Genomic DNA, 19,176 nt, shown 5'->3' with positions numbered 1-19,176 from the left:
CGTCCTCAGCCTAAGTGCTGTAAGTGCATATTAAGCACTAACCTTCTTATACATATATCTTAATTACAGTGCATATTTATTAAACTATTTTATTCATTTTTAAGTATTCATTAATAAACAAGTCTATATTTCCATTCATTACACTATCTACATTGCCAAACTCAGCATTTGTTCTATGGTCTTTAACCAATTTATATGGTTGAAAAACATATGACCTAATTTGACTACCCCAAGTTATTTGTGAGTATTTGCCTTGTATATCTTCTATTTTTTCCTTTTGCTCTAACTCTTTTAATTCTATCAATTTCGCCATTAAAAGTCTCATAGCTCTGTCCTTATTTAGATGCTGAGACCTTTCATTTTGGCACTGAACTACTACACCAGTAGGGATATGTGTTATTCTAACTGCTGAATCAGTCGTATTTACATGTTGCCCTCCAGCTCCAGAAGCTCTATATGTGTCTATCTTTAAATCTGATGGATTAATTTCTACTTCTATATTTTCATCTAACTCTGGTGTTACATCTATAGATGCAAATGAAGTATGTCTTTTTCCTGATGGGTCAAATGGAGATATTCTCACTAATCTATGAACTCCTTTTTCACTCTTTAAATACCCATAAGCATTTGTTCCTTCTACAAGAATTGTAGCTGTCTTTATCCCTGCTTCAGGGTCTGATATTATATCTAAAAGCTTAACTTTATAACCCTTACTTTCTGACCATCTTATATACATTCTCAAAAGCATTTGAGCCCAATCTTGAGCATCTAAGCCACCAGTACCAGCATTTATAGATAATATAGCATTATTTTTATCATACTCTCCATTTAGAAGAGTCTTTATTTTCATTTCAGATAATTTTTCTTCCATTGATTCTATGGACTTTTCTATATCTCTTTCTACAGAATCATCATCTTCTTCTAAACCTATTTCAATTAATACTTCTATATCTTCTAATAAGCTTTTTAAGCTTTCATATTCTTCTAATGTCTCTTTTAAAGATTTATTTTCTTGAAGTACTCTTTGAGCGACTTCATTATCATTCCAAAAATCTTGTTGATTCATCTTTTCTTCATTAATTTGTATATTTTTCATCAATGAAGCTATGTCAAAGAGAAACCCTCAATTCTTCTAAATTTGAAGCCATCTGCTCCATACTATGTCTATACTCTTGTAACTTTAACATTTAATCCTCCGAGATTATCTTCCACAACAGTTTTTATATTTTTTACCACTTCCACAAGGGCATAAGTCATTTCTTCCAACCTTTTCATCTTTTTTAACAGTTTTACTTGTTGGAAGTGTTCCATCTGATGGAGAAGATAGATTTTCAACATCTACAACTGCTTTTCTTTCCACTGGAGTTTCTATTGTTATATTAAATAAATATCTTACAGTATCTTCTTTGATATGTTTATTCATTTCATCAAACATATCAAAACCTTCCATTTTATAAGCAATAACTGGGTCTTGCTGACCTACAGCACGAAGACCAATACCTTGGCGTAATTGGTCCATAGCATCTATATGGTCTATCCAATGGTTATCAACAGCTTGAAGTAAGATTACTCTCTCAACTTCTCTCATTCTCTCATAGCCAACTTGTTCTTCTTTTGAAGTATATATCTTCATAGCTATTTCATAAACTTTTTCTGTTATTTCAACTGGATTAAGTTTTTCTATTTCTGGTATTTCTATGCTACCTTTTGGCAAGAACAGATTATACATATGTTCTTTGAATCCTTCTTCATCAAATCCTTTATCTTGTGTATAAAGAGTAACTGCTTCTTCTATTATAGAATGAGTCATTGATTGTATTTGTTCTTGTAAATCTTCACCTTCTAATACACGTTTTCTCTCTGCATATATTATTTCTCTTTGTTTATTCATAACATCATCATATTGAAGTACATGCTTTCTTATTCCAAAGTTTTTACCTTCGACTTTCTTTTGTGCTCCTTCAATAGACTTAGATAATATTCTATGTTCTATCGGCATGTCTTCTTCAAGACCTATTTTATCTACAATACCAGATATTCTATCACTACCAAACAATCTCATAAGGTCATCATCAAGACCTATATAGAATCTTGAACTCCCTGGGTCACCTTGACGTCCAGCACGACCTCTCAACTGGTTATCTATTCTTCGAGATTCGTGTCTTTCTGTACCTATTATAGCAAGTCCACCTGCTTCTACAACTTGTTTTTGTTCTTCTTGTGTTTGTTGCTTAAACTTTTCAAATAGTTTTTCATACTCTTCTCTAGCTTCAAATAGAATTTCATTACCTTTTACAGGTATACCTTCTATTGGAGTATCTACTCTATTTACTATTTCTTCTTTAAATCCATTTCTTCTCATTTCTCTCTTAGTTAAAAAGTCTGGATTTCCACCTAGAACTATATCTGTACCACGACCAGCCATATTAGTAGCTATTGTAACAGCTCCAAGTCTACCAGCTTGTGCTATTATTTCTGCCTCTTTATCATGATGCTTAGCATTTAATACCTCGTGCTTTATGCCCTTTTTCTTTAGTATTTGTGATAATAATTCTGATTTTTCTATTGATACTGTACCTACAAGTATTGGTTGATTGACTTTGTGCCTTTCAATTATTTCTTGTGCTACAGCATTAAATTTACCTATTTCACTTTTGTATACACAGTCTGGTAAGTCTTCCCTTATCATAAGCTTATTAGTAGGTACTTGGAAAACATCCATTTTGTAGATTGCTTTAAACTCTTCTTCTTCTGTTTTTGCTGTACCAGTCATCCCAGAAAGTTTTTTGTACATTCTAAAGTAATTTTGGAATGTTACAGTAGCTAGTGTTTTAGATTCTCTTTGTATTTTAAGACCTTCTTTAGCCTCTATTGCTTGATGTAAACCTTCTGAATATCTTCTACCAAACATAAGTCTACCTGTGAACTCATCTACTATTACTATTTCTCCATCTTTAGCAACATAATCAACATCTTTCTTCATTATTACATGTGCTCTTAAAGCTTGATTTATATGATGGTATAATTCTGTATGAGATATATCTGTTATATTATCAACATTAAAATACACTTCTGCTTTTTGTATACCCGATGCTGTTAGAGATACAGCCTTATCTTTTTCTTCTAATTCATAATCATCTGGTTTTAAGGTTAAAACAAATGTGTTTGCATCTGAATATAAGTGAGTTGATTTGTCTCCAGGTCCAGATATGATAAGTGGTGTTCTAGCCTCATCTATTAGTATAGAGTCAACCTCATCCACTATAGCATAATTTAATCCTCTTTGAACTCTTTGCTCTTTGTGTATTACCATATTGTCCTTTAGATAGTCAAATCCATATTCATTATTTGTACCATAAGTTATATCACAATCATATTGTTCTTTTCTAACTTTTGGATTTTGACCGTGTATAATAACGCCTACACTCATTCCTAAAAACTCATAGATTTTTGCCATTTGGTCTCTATCACGTTTTGCAAGGTAATCATTTACTGTTACAACATGTACACCTTTTCCAGTAAGCGCATTCAAATAAACAGGAGCAGTTGCAACCAAAGTTTTACCTTCACCTGTTTTCATTTCTGCTATTCTTCCTTGATGTAGTACTATACCTCCAATCATTTGAACTCTGTAGTGTCTAAGTCCTAACACTCTCTTAGAAACTTCTCTAACTACTGCAAAAGCTTCTGGAAGTATATCATCTATACTTTCACCATTTGCTAATCTTTCTTTAAATATATTTGTCATATTTTTAAGTTCCGAGTCTGCCATAGATTCAAATTTAGGTTCTAATGAATCTATTATATCAACAGTTTTATTGAACTTTTTTAATTCTTTTTTATCTGCCATGTTGAATAAATTATCCATAAAGCTCATATTTTACATCTCTCCTCGTTCTTTATTGTACTATTATTCATTTTACCATAAAAACTATACTTTTAATATTAATTTAAAAAGCTATCGATAATTTATTTATCGATAGCTAATATGATTAAATCTAAATTGCTTTATTCATGTTCTATTATACCATATCCACCATTATTACGCTTATAAACTACTGCTATTTCATCTGAATCTATGTTCTTGAACATATAAAAATCATGTCCTATTAATTCCATCTGTAATACAGCTTCTTCTTCACTCATTGGCTTAACACTAAATTTCTTACGTCTTTGAATTACTAATTCTTGATTTTCATCCCCATAATCCTCTTGTTCATCAGCTAGATTTATCTCTGCATCTTGGAATCTTATACTCTTGTTGTCTTTATGTTTATCTTGTAATCTCTTTTTATATTTTTTTAATTGTTTACTTAATTTATCATATACAACATCTATAGCTGTGTATAAATTTTCCTGCATATCTTCTGCTCTAATTATAGGACCATTTACAGTAGCTATTGTTACTTCTATTTTTTGTCTTGCTTTTCTCGCACTTACTGTAACTTTTACATCAGTGTCTGGATGAATGTAATTATCTAACTTACTTAGTTTAGTTTCGATTTTATTTTTTATTGCATCAGTTAATTCGATTTGTTTTCCAGATATAATTATGTTCATAAATACATCTCCCTTCAATTATGCCAGTATAAGAAAATTTATACTTTAATAATATATTCTACACGAACTCTCATAATCCTCTTTTTATTATTTACTTTTATGATTTTTTCTATTCAATTGATAGAATTATTTATCATTTTTAGTTACATTGATACTTATGTGGATTAATATTATTACAAACACCTGTGGATAATGTGGATAAAACTGTTAATAACTCTTGTTTTTGTTTATTTAAAGCTATTTTTACTCCTATTTCTATCCACAAAAATCTCCATTAATTGTTTATTAATATGTGAATTCATGTCATAAGATGGTAATTTTAGGAAATTATGTGTATTATATGCCAATATACCTTTATAATTTTTTAATAAATATAAACCCTCTAAAACCTCCATAATCTATCTTTTCTTTCATTATTTATATTTAAAACTACTTAAAAGTTATAAAGCATACTCAACAATAATTTCATATTTAATACCTATTAACATTCATATACCCAAATTATAATTAACTTACTCTCTTTATTTAAACTAAGTATTTTATATTCATATACTATCTTGAAATTATATTTACGAGTTGTTTAAGCTTTTGTCTATCTATATCTTCAAAAGGACTGTTATTTATTCTAATCGCTGTACCAAAATGAAAATTACTTGCCTTAGTCAATTCCTTTATCTTTTCTATATTATTAAAATTAAGACCTCCACCTAAAAGAATTTTTATGTGATTAGAACTAAGCATCATATTCTTTATCATTTGTATGTTATCAACTATACTTCCTTTCCCTCCTGATGTTAATATATTCGTAATTTTATCATAATCCTTCAAAATTTTAACACTATCTATTGTATTTGATTCATCTATTGCTCTATGAAATGTAACATCAAGATTATCACAACATTTCAATAAAACATTTAGATTTTTCTCATCTATACTATTGTTTTTATCCAATACACCAAATACAACTCCATTAGCACCAATCTCTTTAACCACACTTATATCTTTTTGCATTATACTTATATCTTCTTTACTGTATACAAAACTTTTCGCATGATGTCTTATCATCACGTTCACAGGTATCTTTACACTGTTAACAACACTTTCTATAAGACCAAAACTTGGTGTCAATCCACCTTCAGTTAAAGCACTAACTAACTCTATTCTATCTGCACCACAATCTTCTATAATTTTAGCGTCTTCTACTGACATTCCTATTATTTCTAACATAACTACTCCTTTGCTAATTCATATATTGCATTTGCAAATATCTTTGCATTTAATATTATATCTTCTATATCCATGTATTCATCAGGATTATGAGCTATTCCTTTTTGTCCTGGAAATGAAGGTCCAAACGGAACTATATTTGGCATTACTTTTGCATACGTACCTCCATTAGTTGTTACTGGAGTTCCATCTAATGATGTAACCCTTTCATAAGCTAGCTGAAGCTTTTTAACAAGATTACTCTCTTTATCAAAATATACAGGATTAAAATTAGAAATTACCTCTATATCGATACTATTTGGAAAACTAGCTTTTATTTCATCTAATACATCTTTCAATTTATAACTAAAATCGTATTTTACCTTTATATCTAATATAGTATCACTATTTTCTATATTCAGCTCTTTATATGTAACAAGCACATTTTCAGACATATTTTCTATAAAACCTAGGTATACATCTTCTTCATAATTGATTTTACTTTTTATTCTAATCTTTGCCATGCCTTTTTCACCATATACAACAGGATACTTACAATCTGGTGTAAATCCCATAATAGGTGCTTTTTCTTTTTCTAAATAATATGGTATATCTTCAAATCCACTTTCTTCATTTGTACCAAATATTATTCTAACTCTCTTATCTAATTTTAAGTTTAATTCTTTAATAGCATATAATCCATATAAGGCAGACATTATAGGTCCTTTATTGTCTAGTACTCCTCGTCCATAAATTCTTCCATTAGTTTCTTCTCCCTTATAAGGCTGATGCTTCCAACCATCTCCTTCATGTACAACATCTACATGTCCAATTACACAAACATAATCATCACTATCTCCATGCTCTGCATAACCAATATAATTATCCAAGTTTCTAACCTTAAATCCCAATTTTTCTGATATTTCTAATGCTTTATTAAGTGCCTCCCCTACTTTTTCGCCAAAAGGGAAGCCATTTTCTGACTCCCCTTTGACACTAGGTATTTTTACAATATCTATAATATCACTTAATAAATCTTCTTTTAACTCATCTATTTTATTACTTATGATATTCATAAAAATCTCCTTATTATAAAACTCTATTTTAATTATGTAACCACTACTTTACTCACTTACTTCTATTGGTGCTTTTATTCTAGCCTCATATGCTTCCATCCACTCATTTGATATAACCTTATGTATAGTCTTTCCATCTACTCTATTTGAAATATATACAGTAGGAGATTCTTCTTTAGTTACTACTGAAAAAGTAAAATCAGCTATATTTGTAGCTACTCCCCATTCACCTTTATTATTCATGGCAACTAATGATAAATCACCAGCTTTTCCTCTTCTTTTGATAAGCTGTTTATCAAGTTCATTTACTGCAATATCACATGCTTCTTGTGGATGCTTCCCTTCTTTCATAAGTCTAACTATCTCATAAGATATACATCCCTTCATTAAATCTTCTCCCAAACCAGTAGCTGTAGCTCCTCCTATACTACTATCAACATAGAATCCTGAACCAGATAGTGCAGAATCTCCTATTCTACCTCTTTTCTTCATAAACAATCCACTTGTTGATGTAGCTGCACACATTTTTCCAGTTTTGTCTAAAGATATCATACCAACAGTATCATGACCAGCATATGGGCTTAATCCTTTGTCTAAAGTCTCTTTTTTTCTCTTTTTATAATGTAACTTCGCTCTATCAGTCAACATATTTTTTCTTTCAAATCCATTTTTATGAGCATAATCTTCAGCACCTATTCCAACTAAAAAATTATTTACCTTCTCATAACTTAACTTCCTAGCTATGCTGACAGGATTAGAATAATCTCTTATACCAGCAACTGCGCCAATATCTAATGTGTTACCATCCATAAATGCAGCGTCAAGTTCTACCTCACAATTTTCATTTGGAAGTCCACCATATCCAACCGATTTATAGAATGGATAGTCTTCAACTCTTCTTACAGCAAGCTCTACAGCATCACCTGCTTCCATGCCTTTTTCTAAATGTTCTGATGCCTCAGTTATTCCTTCTAGGGCCATTCTCCATGTCGCTATCATTCCCCACATGTTAAAATTCCCCTCCTTAAATTATATAGATTTTACTAATGTATGCTTATTATAAATAGTATAATATTTAAACTTGCTAATAATTAATACTCTTATTAATAACAAAATTCTTCTTTCATCAAAGTTATATCTTCTTTATTTGCTATTGCTTTTGCCAATTTACATATGTTATTTAACGAATCATTAAGACCAATTCCACCTTTTTTTGGAGTCTTAACTATACATATGTCATTTTTATATTCGTTTATCACATCTATATTTTCTTCTGACATAGCTGCAAAAGCTGGTATATCTGTTTTATCATTTATATTTTTAGACAGTATTGCTGACATCTTAGAAAAGTTTTCGTAATTAAAGCTTGGTCCACAGATTACTACATCAGGGTTTAATTTTTTTACCATAGCTATCATCTTACTCGTTACTTCTTCTTGATTATTTACAAAAAATTCATCCCCACAAAATAAGGTAGCTATTACCTTAGATTCATTTAAAAATTGCTCCATCATTACACCTGGTCCTAATGGGCTTGATTTTCCAGCAGGAGGTATATTACTTTTCTCTTTTCCTCCAGCTCCAGCTTGTATTTGGTCCAATATCATAACTATTTTCTTCATAATCTTCCTCCTATAATACTAAATCATCAAAAGATATATCATCATCTTCCTCTTCAACAGTTTCATTTTCTTCTCTCAAGTATTGCTTATCTAGCATTTTTATAAATGGTATATACATAAATATTCCTAGTATAAGAAGTACTAATTGTAAGACTGCACCTTGCCATCCTGTTGTTAAAAAACCAGAGAATATAATTGGAGTTGTCCACGGTAACTGAACTCCATTTGTAAGAGGCACTAATCCTGCTGACATACAGAAGTAAGCTATTATTATATTTATTGTTGGAACTATTGCAAATGGTATCAATAGTATTGGGTTAAGCATTATTGGTAGACCAAATATCAATGGCTCATTTATACCAAATATTCCTGGTAAAATTGATAGTTTTCCCATTGACTTTATACGTTTACTTTTACATATTAATAACATAGCTATGACTAATGATAGTGTACTACCTGCTCCACCAAATGTCGCAAACATATCTTGGAATTGACCTGTTATTATGTTTGGTATTTTTGAACCAGCTTGAAAAGCAGCTAAGTTTTCAGCTGATAGAATTTTTAATATTGGATTATACACAGCCCCAACAACACTACTTCCATTTATTCCAAAGAACCAGAATAAATGTAAGAATATATAAGCGATTGCCATAGCACCTAAACTATTTCCTAATTTTAATAATGGCATTTGTAAAAACTTAAATATAAATTCATGTATACTTCCATATGGTGTAGCTTCAAAAGCTATCTTAACTAAAAAGAAAACTACCATAACTATTGCACTTGGTATTAATGCTGCAAATGATTTTGATACAGTTGGAGGAACTCCATCTGGCATTTTCAATGTCCATCCTTTTTTTACAACTGCAGCAAATAATTTTACAGAGGTTATTGCTGTTATCATACCTACAAACATTCCCTTAGAACCCATCCAACCTAGTGGTATACCTGTTACCATGTAAACTGATTCTGTTCCTTCTGGTGTATATGGTATTACAAATGGTGTTATTATAAAAAAGGCAACTATTGCAACTGCTGCTGATGCTATTGGGTCTACATCTATTTGCTTTGCATAAGAATATCCAATCCCTAAAACTGCAAGTAGAGTCATTACTTCAAATGTTGCTACAGTTGGTTGTTGCAATTTTACAGCCCAATCTGGACCAAAAATTTGACCTACAAATTCATTCCATCCTTTTATAGGAAAATTTGCTACTAATAAAAATAATGAACCTATTATTAATAATGGTGATGATACTAAAAAACCATCTCTAATTGCAATTAATAATTTATTTTTACCTATTTTTTCAGCCAATGGCATAAGTATTCTTTCCAATCTATTCATCTATCCACCCTCATTTCCTATTATTTTTTACTATAATTCTACGCTTGTTTAGATTTTATTAGCTTTATAGCAAGTTTTAATACTTTTTCCCCATTCATAGTTCCATAATCAACTTCATTGATTATATCTATAAGTTTTCCTTGAGCTTCAAACTTTGGTTTTAACTCCTTTAGCATGTATTTAACTTGTGGTCCTAATAATATACAATCTGGATTTTTTTCTTCAACTATTTTGTCAATTTCTGCTATCGGAAATGCCTCTACTTCTATTGGTAAATTGTGTTCATCTGCTACCTTCTGCATTTTATCTGCAAGTAAACTTGTTGACATACCAAAGCTACAAAATAAATATACTTTTCTTTTCATTTTTTAAATCCCCCTTAATTTTTTATTTTAGTTTTTGAATTTCTTTTCTTAACATAATCATTTCTTTTATAAGGTTTCTCTCACTCATACAAGTCATTAAATGGTCTTGAGAGTGAATCAATAAAATAGATATATCTGATTTATCTCCCCCAGCTTCCTTTTGTATAAGTTCAGTTTGTACTTTATGTGCTTTTAAAATTTCTTCATTTGCATTTTCAATTAATTCATCTGCTTTTTTAAAATCGTTTTCCTTTGCATAGTCAAGTGCCTCATAAAGCATAGATTTTGCATTTCCAGCATGAATTATAATCTTTAAAACTATTTCTTCCATTTTTTCCTCCTAAGTTGCTTCTCTACTTTTAGATTATTTATACCTTACAAACATATAATATCTTATAAAAACAAAAAAACATGCACAACTTTTTCCATCACATGGAAAATTTTGTGCTTATCCATAGTTCACTATGAATTTTATATAAGAATATCTTTTACCTTTTCAATGTCACATTTACTTAGAATATCTAGCATATTTTCATCCTCTGTTAAATTAGATATTTCTTTAAATAATTCTCTAAATACTTTTCTATCATCATCTTTTTTATATGCTAACAAAAGTATAATCTTTATATCCTTTCCATTTCTAATTTTTATTGGTGTTTTTAACCTTGCAAAACATAAAACAGATTGTTTTATATATTTCATGTCTCCATGAGGGAATAATATTCCTTTTCCAACATTGGTTGGATATGACTTTTCTCTTGTTATAATAGATTGTAAATACTCTTTTTCTGCATAATGTTTTTCAATTAATAAATTAGTTAAATATGTTATAGCTTCATAAATATCATCATGTTCTAACTCTCTTATTAAATAATCAGACATCATTAATCTGTTCATAAGTTTATATGAAGTGTCTTTTTCTTTTATTTTGTTTGTGAACTCTTTAAGTTTATTCTCATCCTCATCAGTAAATAATGGTGTTGTTATAAAAATTGGTTTTTGGATATTTTCATACTCTTGAAATGCAATTATAAAATCTATAGTCTTATTAAAGTTATCTCTTTTTAAATCTTCCTCTCTTAATGTTTCAATAATTTTTATGTTATCAAATCTCTTTTCTATCTTTACTTTTAATAGCATACTTACTCCAAAACTAAATGGACATACAATACTTGCCTTTTTATTTGATTCCCTTTTGCTGTATTTTCTTTCTAGAGAGGTTTGAAAGTGAAGTGTAAGATAACCAATTTCATCTTCCGTTATTTGTTTTCCTTTTAATTCAATTTCTATTGAACTTGATATTACTGTAAATAAAAAACAAAATTTAGTTTTTATGTTATCTAAAAGTGGATTTTCTAAGTAAACATTGCTTTTCATTTGATGCATTGTAACATTCAAATGACATATTAATTGTTCATAAAGTAATATATCATTATTAAAATTTATTCCTGATTCTTCTGATACTAAATTTATAATTTTTTTTGTATAACTTGCTAATTCTTCATTTAGATATAAAGATTTCTTAATATTATTACTATTTATTTGTTTGTTCATACCCAATATTAAAGATTCTATAAACAATTTTTCTTCATAATTTAATACTATGGATAAATTAGATTTCAATTCATCTTCTATATCCAATATAAGCATTTTTAGCTTAAGCTCTTTCTTAGTATTTGATACTTTTAAAGAATTTCCCAGCCTTATTCGTATTATATTTATAAGCAAAAATAGCATCAATTGCTTGAATGATATATCTGTAAGTCTTATATCCATATCCTCCTCTATAGTAAGCATTATGTTTTTTACAATTATTATATCTACTATATGGAAGTACTCTATTTCATCTATGTTTAATCTGTATTTATCTATATATTTAAATAAGAATGATACTAACATTATTCTTATGTCTTTCTCATCCCCTTCAATATATATACCACTGCCTTTTTTAGTCGAGATATTTAAATTATAATTATTTAATGCTACTGATAATTTACTTATTTCTTCTCTGACAATATTTTTATTTATGTACAACTTATTAGATAAATCATTTAAAGTAACTTTTTTATTATTACAAAGTAGTAAATTTAATATCTCAACTTGCTTATGAAGCTCACTATTTACTCTTTTAACTTCACCTCGCAACTTCTGATTTACCAGTATTTTGTCTGTTCCATCTCCACTAAATTTAATCCCAATATTAGGTTTTCTTTTGATATAAGCATTACAAAAAGTAGATAACCATTCATCAATATATTTGCAATCATTTCTTATTGTCCTTTCTGAACACTCAAAATCATTGGCAATCTTATTAACATTTATAAACTCTTCTTTTAATAGCAATGTTGTTAATAAATTTTCTTGTCTTTTATTCAAACATATCACCTCTTTATGACTCAACCTAAATTTATTATATATAAAAAAGAGCTATACATAAAGGTATGCTAGCTCTCTTTTAATATGATATTTAGCTGACCTGGTTTTTGACCCCACACTCGCCTACTGGAGGGTTCGCTTGGGTTCGCCGCACTACTACTCTCTCTCGATTTTATTATCGGTAGGTCTTACTTCTAAGCCGCACCATGATCATTAACCCAATTTTTAGTGTTAACTTACGTGGATCCCTTTGCCTGCGACTGGCTTGGACTTTCAACCACAGACCTAAATATCACTTATTCATTTTAATATTTTAAACTAAAATTGTCAATATATAAGATTATTCCATAATATAATTATCATTTGCTTTTGTAAGTAGAGTCAATACAAAAACCTTATTAGCACCTGATAACTTTAAAAGTTTAGAAATTTCGTTTGTTGTTAGACCAGTAGTAAATATATCATCTATTAAAAGTATATTTTTATTATTTATTAATTTAACATTTTCTTTAACAACAAATACATTTTTTAATTCTTCTTTTCGTTCTTTCTTATTCAATTTATATAGCATTCTTGTATATTTTTTTCTACTTATGCAATCTAATAATGGAATATTTACTATTTTACTTAAATTAAATGCTATTTTTTGTGCCTGATTAAAACCTCTTTTATTTAGCCTTTTTTTATGAAGTGGAACAAATAATATATAATCAAATTTTATGTTTTCTAAATATAATTTTTCTTTCATTATTTGAGCTATATACTTAGCCATAAAGGTTTTTTGGTTATACTTCAGCCCTAACACCATCTTTTTTGTCACATCATTGTATTCAATACAAGATATTGATTTATCAAAATAAAAGTCTTTATTAAAACAATAACTACACTCTTCAATAAATTCTTTTTCAATTGAATGACGTATTATTGGTTTTCCACACTTCATGCAACCATCTTGTATAAAATTCATTTCTTTAAAACAACTTTTACATATTGAATAAGTATTTGTTTTCTTTATGGATTTATCACAAATTATGCAACTTATATTCTCAGGATATATAAAATCCAAACATTTATTAATCATATTTTTAAAATTCTTAATAAAATTATCATTGCATATTTTCATATTTATTCTATCAACAACCCTTCTTGTTTAAATTTATTTAGCTTATATCCTAAATTTGAATACCTTTGATTAACTCTATTATTTTTTATCATATATTCAAGATATTTCACATCTCCAACTAATACAACTAATTTTTTTGCTCTTGTTACTGCTGTATATAATAAATTACGGCTAAGTAACATAGGAGGAGCCCACGCTATTGGCAATACTACAACTGGAAATTCACTTCCCTGGCTTTTATGTATTGTTGTACAAAAACTATGGTCAATTTCATCTAATTCATCATAGAGGTATGATACAATTTTAGTCTGGTCAAATAATATATAAATAGTTTTCTTATCTTTATCTATGTGATAAACATATCCTATATCTCCATTATAGATACCTTCTCCACTTTCTTTTTGGTCTTCTGTTTCCCATTTTTTTGTATAATTATTTTTTACTTGCATTACCTTATCGCCAACTCTAAATAATCTTTTAGAAAAACTTTCTTCAACTTTAAATTTTTCTTTTTTGTTAAGATACTTCTGTAACTCTATATTGAGATTAGTAACTCCCAATTCACCTTTTCTCATTGAAGATAAAACTTGTATATCTTTTAATTTCTCAACTTTATAAAATTTAGGTAATCTTTCATTAACCAATCCTATTATTTCATTTAAAATTTCTTCATTAGTTGATTTTCTTATAAAAAAGAAATCTTTACCTTTTGTATTTAGATAAAGTGGTTCTCCATTGTTTATCTTATGGGCATTTACAATTATCATACTTTCTTGCGCTTGTCTAAATATTTCATTTAATTTAACTACATTTATAATATTAGAATTAATCATATCCTTAAGTACATTTCCAGCACCTACAGAAGGTAATTGGTCACTATCTCCAACTAAAATTACTCTTGTTCCTAACTTTATAGCTCTAAGTAAATTGTACATTAAGATAATGTCTACCATTGATACCTCATCAACAATTATTACATCTGAATTTATTGGGTCTTCTTCATCCTTAAAAAAAGTTAAATCATCATCTGTTGAAAATCCCATTTCTAGCAACCTATGTATAGTTTTTGCTTCTTTATTAGAAGTTTCACTCATTCTCTTTGCTGCTCTTCCCGTTGGAGCTGCCAAAGTCACACTTTTACCATTATTTTCAAATATATCTATGATAGCATTAATGGTAGTTGTTTTACCAGTTCCTGGTCCACCAGTTATAATTAATACTCCACTATTAACAGATTCTTTGACTGCTAAAATTTGTTTTTCTGCTAACTTAATTTTCTTATCTTCTTCTAAAACATTAATCTCGTTATCTATATCTATTTTTAAGTCTTCAAATTCATACTGTGATAATTTTACTATTTGACTACATACTCCATTTTCAGCTAAATAGTATGGCATAAGGTATATAAGATTTTCATTGTTTACTTTCTCTATATGTATTTTTTGATTATAAACTAGCATCATTACACACTCTTTTAGTATTTCTCCATTTAGCTCCAACAATTTTTCCGAATCTTGTATTAGAACATGCTCTGGTAAATATGTATGCCCATTACTTAAAGATTTATTTAAAGTGTATAAGATTCCCTGACAAATTCTATCTTTAGAGTTTTTATCTATACCAATTTTACTTGCTATACTATCAGCTACTTTAAATCCAATTCCTCTTATATCTTCAGCAAGTTGGTATGGGTTTTTATTTATAACTTCTATTGCACTGCTTTTATATTTTTTATATATTTTTAGGCAGTAATTTGGTGTTATTCCAAAAGGAGATAGCTGTATTATTATATTTCTCAATTCTCTGTCTTCTTCATAACTTTTTACTATTTGTTTTACTTTTTTACTCCCTATACCTTCTACTTCTTGTAGTTTTTCTGGTGAATTTTGTATCACCTCTAACGTATCTACACCAAACTTATCAATTATTCTTTTTGCCATTTTTTCACCAATACCATGTATCATTCCAGAAGATAAGTAAACATAAATTCCTTCTAAGGATGATGGTGTTACTGGCATAAAACTATTCACTTCAAATTGAGTCCCATAAATCTTATGATTTACCCACTTTCCTTCAACTTCTATGCTTTCTCCAATTGCCAAAGTAGGCATACATCCTACAACCACAATTTCATCATTTTCATTTACCAGGTGAGCTATTGTATAACCATTATCTTCGTTTTTAAAGACTATTTCACTTATCATTCCTTCTAATTTTTCCATTTTTATCTCCTAAAAATACTAATAATCGCTCCATTTAAATGTTAGTATAATTTTATATATTAAAACTATGATAATCGTAGAAAAGTTTTATATTTTTATACTTAACGTAATTTCCAACTATTATACATTTTATCAGAAACAAAAAAAATCTGCATCCATAAAATATGGTACCATGAAATACAGGTACCATATTTAAATAGCTATTTTATTTTAATTACTCTATATTTAGAGTATAAATTAAATTTCATAAGTATATTACAGTACTAACTTATTTCAGATTTATTCTCCTTGTACCCCTCAGTTTTAGTAATTCTTCTATAAAGCATACATAGTAAAATTAAAATTCCCATGTAACCTGTATATGGATATAGTGTACCTACTAACTTATCAAATGGCAGTAAACCTCCTATACAAGCTAATATACTTACCACTATTGTTATAATTTTAAACTTAGGGTGGTCATCTTCTACAAATCGGTTTGTTACTGACCATAACAATGGTACAGCTGTAGTGTATATTCCTAGTAAAAGTACTACTGAGAATAAAATACCTATTATTGGAGATATCTTATCAGCTAAGTAAAGTGCTGGTATCTCTTTTGTGTATATATTTCCTATGTCTGAAAGTAATGCCAAATTCATCATTATAGCTGCTGCCATAAGTGCTACTCCACCTACTATACCACCCCATACAGCATCTTTCTTATTTACTGCAGAAGCTCCCATTCCTGTCAAGAATGTTATTACTATTATTACATTGTAACAAGTATAAAGTACTCCCGAGAAATATCCATTTGATGTAGCAGTTTTAATATTTAAACTATCAACCATATTTCCAGCATTTGATAAAGCATCAATATTGCTAAATAAACTAATTGCTCCTACTAAAAGTGTAAATATTATTATTATAGGTCCTATATTACCTAGTATTTTAGAAAGCCTTGTCAAACCTAATGAAACAGTTATTAGGGAAACGATTGCCATACCAATCCTACCTACATATGGATTTAATCCATAGTACTCTGATAATGTAGCTCCTGCTCCTGCAATCATTATTACTAATGTTCCAAATAAAAACAATGGACCAAACCATTCAAAAAATGTTCCAAGATATTTTCCACAATATACTTGATAAATTTTTATTGGCTCCTTAAGTTTCAATTCTCTTCCCTTATCTATAACTTCTGCTCCAAACCATGAAAATAGTACCATAGAGATTATTCCACCTATAATACCCGCATATCCATAAAACGTAAAAAATTGCAGTATTTCTTGACCAGTTGCAAATCCAGAACCTATTACAGTAGCAACATAAGCTCCAGCAAAACTTATAACCGTTTTAATATTTACTTTGCCTGACATACACTACTCCCCCCCAATTAAAATTATTTTTAAAGTGTAAGTTTATTAAGATTATATTAGACTCATTATTGTGATATTTCAATATATTTTTAATTATTTAACATTAGTTAACACATTCTTAACCATCCTTTAACATATATCCCATAATATGTATAAATTTAGTAGAGTATTATATAAAATGTATTGACCAGATTAAATACTGTTTATTCATTATATGATGATAAATTAACATTTATTAAAAATATTTAACTCATAATAAAAAAGCTGTTAGAAAGTAATCATAAAATTACATTCTAACAGCTTTTTAGTTAAAAATTATTCACCTAAAGCATCTTTTCTTAACTGCTCAACCTTGTCAGTTCTTTCCCAAGGTAAATCTATATCAGTTCTACCAAAGTGACCATAAGCAGCAACCTTTTTATAAAGAGGCTTTCTTAAATCTAAGTCTCTTATTATCGCTCCCGGTCTTAAATCAAAGTGTTTATTTACTAATTCAACAAGTTTTTCTTCTGAAACCTTGCCTGTCCCAAAAGTATCTATAAATATAGATAATGGTCTAGCTATACCTATAGCATATGCAAGTTCTATCTCACATTTGTCTGCAAGACCAGCCGCAACAATATTTTTTGCAACATATCTAGCTGCATAAGCAGCAGATCTATCAACTTTTGTAGGGTCTTTTCCTGAGAAAGCTCCTCCACCATGTCTAGAATATCCACCATAAGTATCTATTATTATTTTTCTTCCTGTAAGACCTGTATCTCCTTGTGGTCCTCCTATAACGAATCTTCCTGTTGGATTTATATAAATTTTAGTCTCTTCATCAAGTAATTCTGCTGGTATAACTTCCTTAATAACATGATTAATTAAATCTTCTCTTATTTTATCATTTGATACTGTTTCACAATGTTGAGCTGATATAAGAACTGTATGTACTCTTACAGCTTTACTTCCTTCATATTCAACAGTAACTTGAGTTTTTCCATCTGGTCTTAAATAATCAACTAAACCTGTTTTTCTAACTTCTGTAAGTCTTCTTGATAATTTATGTGCCAAAGATATCGGAAGTGGCATTAATTCTGGAGTCTCATTACATGCAAATCCAAACATTATACCTTGGTCTCCAGCTCCAACTTTTTCTATTTCTTCTTCTATCTCTTCTCCAGTCTTACTTTCTAGACCTTCATCAACTCCCATAGCTATATCTCCAGATTGTTCATCAATAGAAGTTATAACTGCGCAAGTATCACAATCAAATCCATATTTTGCTCTTGTATATCCAATTTCTCTTACTGTTTCTCTTACTAATTTAGGAATGTCTACATAAGCAGATGTACTTATTTCTCCTGCTACTAAAACTAAACCAGTAGTAACTGTAGTTTCACAAGCTACTCTAGATTGTGGGTCTTTTTCTAATAATGCATCTAATATTGAATCTGATATTTGGTCACATATCTTATCAGGATGTCCTTCTGTAACTGATTCTGACGTAAATAAATGTCTTGCCATTTTTATTCCCCCTTATTTATTCTTAATTTTTATTATAGGTTTTACCTTATTTTTAATTTTAGAAATTTACTCAAAATAAAAAAACCTCTCCTTTATAAGAAGAGGTTAATAATCGTAATTACATACTAATTAACTGACCTCATCTTTCAAGACTTTTGTCTTGTAGGAATTAGCACCTTTTCCCATTTGGGTGGTTGCTGGGCTTCACAGGGCCTATCCCTCAGCCTCTCTTGATAAGGTAATCAAGATTTAAGTTTTGTTTTACTTTACTAGCTTACTATTTTTTTAAAATTTTGTCAATATTTTTAGTCATATTTTTTCTATTCCTTTTTTTGTAAGACAAATAAAATTTTCTATCTATCTGAAATTTAAAGTTAGGTCTTTTTAATGCTTTTTATTCATATATTTTTT

Annotated in this window: 15 protein-coding genes and 1 riboswitch; all 15 genes read right to left on the bottom strand. The window is 29.0% G+C overall.

The features are described from left to right. Positions 1-79: 79 nt before the first annotated feature. Positions 80-1,187, bottom strand: a protein-coding gene (prfB, locus tag CDIF1296T_RS01270; protein WP_177451831.1) for a peptide chain release factor 2 whose coding sequence is annotated in 2 segments (ribosomal slippage) — positions 80-1,111 and positions 1,113-1,187 — 1,107 coding nt in all. Because the reading frame shifts where the segments join, the coding sequence is not laid out codon by codon here. Between the two features lie 14 nt (positions 1,188-1,201). After that, positions 1,202-3,877, bottom strand: a complete 2,676-nt coding sequence (secA, locus tag CDIF1296T_RS01265; protein WP_009895216.1) for a preprotein translocase subunit SecA — start codon at positions 3,875-3,877, stop codon at positions 1,202-1,204. Positions 3,878-4,008: 131 nt separating this feature from the next. Continuing rightward, complete coding sequence (gene hpf / locus CDIF1296T_RS01260) at positions 4,009-4,560, bottom strand: ribosome hibernation-promoting factor, HPF/YfiA family (protein WP_003434417.1); 552 nt, start codon at positions 4,558-4,560, stop codon at positions 4,009-4,011. 552 nt (positions 4,561-5,112) lie between these two features. Beyond that, the gene (locus tag CDIF1296T_RS01255; protein ID WP_009895215.1) at positions 5,113-5,787 is read right to left on the bottom strand and encodes a copper homeostasis protein CutC; all 675 of its coding nucleotides are present in this window, start codon (positions 5,785-5,787) and stop codon (positions 5,113-5,115) included. Between the two features lie 2 nt (positions 5,788-5,789). After that, complete coding sequence (locus CDIF1296T_RS01250) at positions 5,790-6,842, bottom strand: Sapep family Mn(2+)-dependent dipeptidase (protein ID WP_003434411.1); 1,053 nt, start codon at positions 6,840-6,842, stop codon at positions 5,790-5,792. A 48-nt stretch (positions 6,843-6,890) separates the two neighbouring features. Further along, positions 6,891-7,850: a N(4)-(beta-N-acetylglucosaminyl)-L-asparaginase gene (locus tag CDIF1296T_RS01245; protein ID WP_009895213.1), complete on the bottom strand. Its 960-nt coding sequence runs from the start codon at positions 7,848-7,850 to the stop codon at positions 6,891-6,893. Between the two features lie 95 nt (positions 7,851-7,945). After that, the gene (locus tag CDIF1296T_RS01240) at positions 7,946-8,464 is read right to left on the bottom strand and encodes a GrdB-related putative oxidoreductase (RefSeq protein WP_009895211.1); all 519 of its coding nucleotides are present in this window, start codon (positions 8,462-8,464) and stop codon (positions 7,946-7,948) included. 10 nt (positions 8,465-8,474) lie between these two features. After that, positions 8,475-9,809 carry a PTS cellobiose transporter subunit IIC gene (celB, locus tag CDIF1296T_RS01235; RefSeq protein WP_003432489.1) on the bottom strand — a complete coding sequence of 445 codons (1,335 nt, stop codon included), beginning with the start codon at positions 9,807-9,809 and terminating at the stop codon, positions 8,475-8,477. Positions 9,810-9,847: 38 nt separating this feature from the next. Next, positions 9,848-10,174 (bottom strand): PTS sugar transporter subunit IIB, encoded by a 327-nt coding sequence (locus tag CDIF1296T_RS01230; RefSeq protein ID WP_003425440.1) that lies wholly within the window; start codon positions 10,172-10,174, stop codon positions 9,848-9,850. A gap of 22 nt (positions 10,175-10,196) precedes the next feature. Further along, the gene (locus tag CDIF1296T_RS01225) at positions 10,197-10,505 is read right to left on the bottom strand and encodes a PTS lactose/cellobiose transporter subunit IIA (RefSeq protein ID WP_003420747.1); all 309 of its coding nucleotides are present in this window, start codon (positions 10,503-10,505) and stop codon (positions 10,197-10,199) included. Positions 10,506-10,645: 140 nt separating this feature from the next. Beyond that, the gene (locus CDIF1296T_RS01220; RefSeq protein ID WP_021389667.1) at positions 10,646-12,559 is read right to left on the bottom strand and encodes a BglG family transcription antiterminator; all 1,914 of its coding nucleotides are present in this window, start codon (positions 12,557-12,559) and stop codon (positions 10,646-10,648) included. Between the two features lie 331 nt (positions 12,560-12,890). Next, on the bottom strand, positions 12,891-13,631 hold the full coding sequence (locus tag CDIF1296T_RS01215) for a ComF family protein (RefSeq protein ID WP_021388586.1): 741 nt from the start codon (positions 13,629-13,631) through the stop codon (positions 12,891-12,893). Between the two features lie 44 nt (positions 13,632-13,675). Next, complete coding sequence (gene recD2, locus CDIF1296T_RS01210; protein ID WP_009895208.1) at positions 13,676-15,895, bottom strand: SF1B family DNA helicase RecD2; 2,220 nt, start codon at positions 15,893-15,895, stop codon at positions 13,676-13,678. Between the two features lie 263 nt (positions 15,896-16,158). Continuing rightward, positions 16,159-17,256, bottom strand: a complete 1,098-nt coding sequence (locus CDIF1296T_RS01205; RefSeq protein ID WP_003425444.1) for a YkvI family membrane protein — start codon at positions 17,254-17,256, stop codon at positions 16,159-16,161. A gap of 315 nt (positions 17,257-17,571) precedes the next feature. Beyond that, the gene (gene metK, locus CDIF1296T_RS01200; RefSeq protein ID WP_003432462.1) at positions 17,572-18,765 is read right to left on the bottom strand and encodes a methionine adenosyltransferase; all 1,194 of its coding nucleotides are present in this window, start codon (positions 18,763-18,765) and stop codon (positions 17,572-17,574) included. A 136-nt stretch (positions 18,766-18,901) separates the two neighbouring features. Beyond that, positions 18,902-19,005, bottom strand: a riboswitch (SAM riboswitch). Positions 19,006-19,176: the final 171 nt, after the last annotated feature.

Source organism: Clostridioides difficile ATCC 9689 = DSM 1296, from assembly GCF_001077535.1.
GTDB classification, from domain to species: domain Bacteria; phylum Bacillota; class Clostridia; order Peptostreptococcales; family Peptostreptococcaceae; genus Clostridioides; species Clostridioides difficile.
The sequence above is the reverse complement of the archived record's forward strand: the minus strand, read 5'-3'. Positions and strand labels throughout refer to the sequence as shown.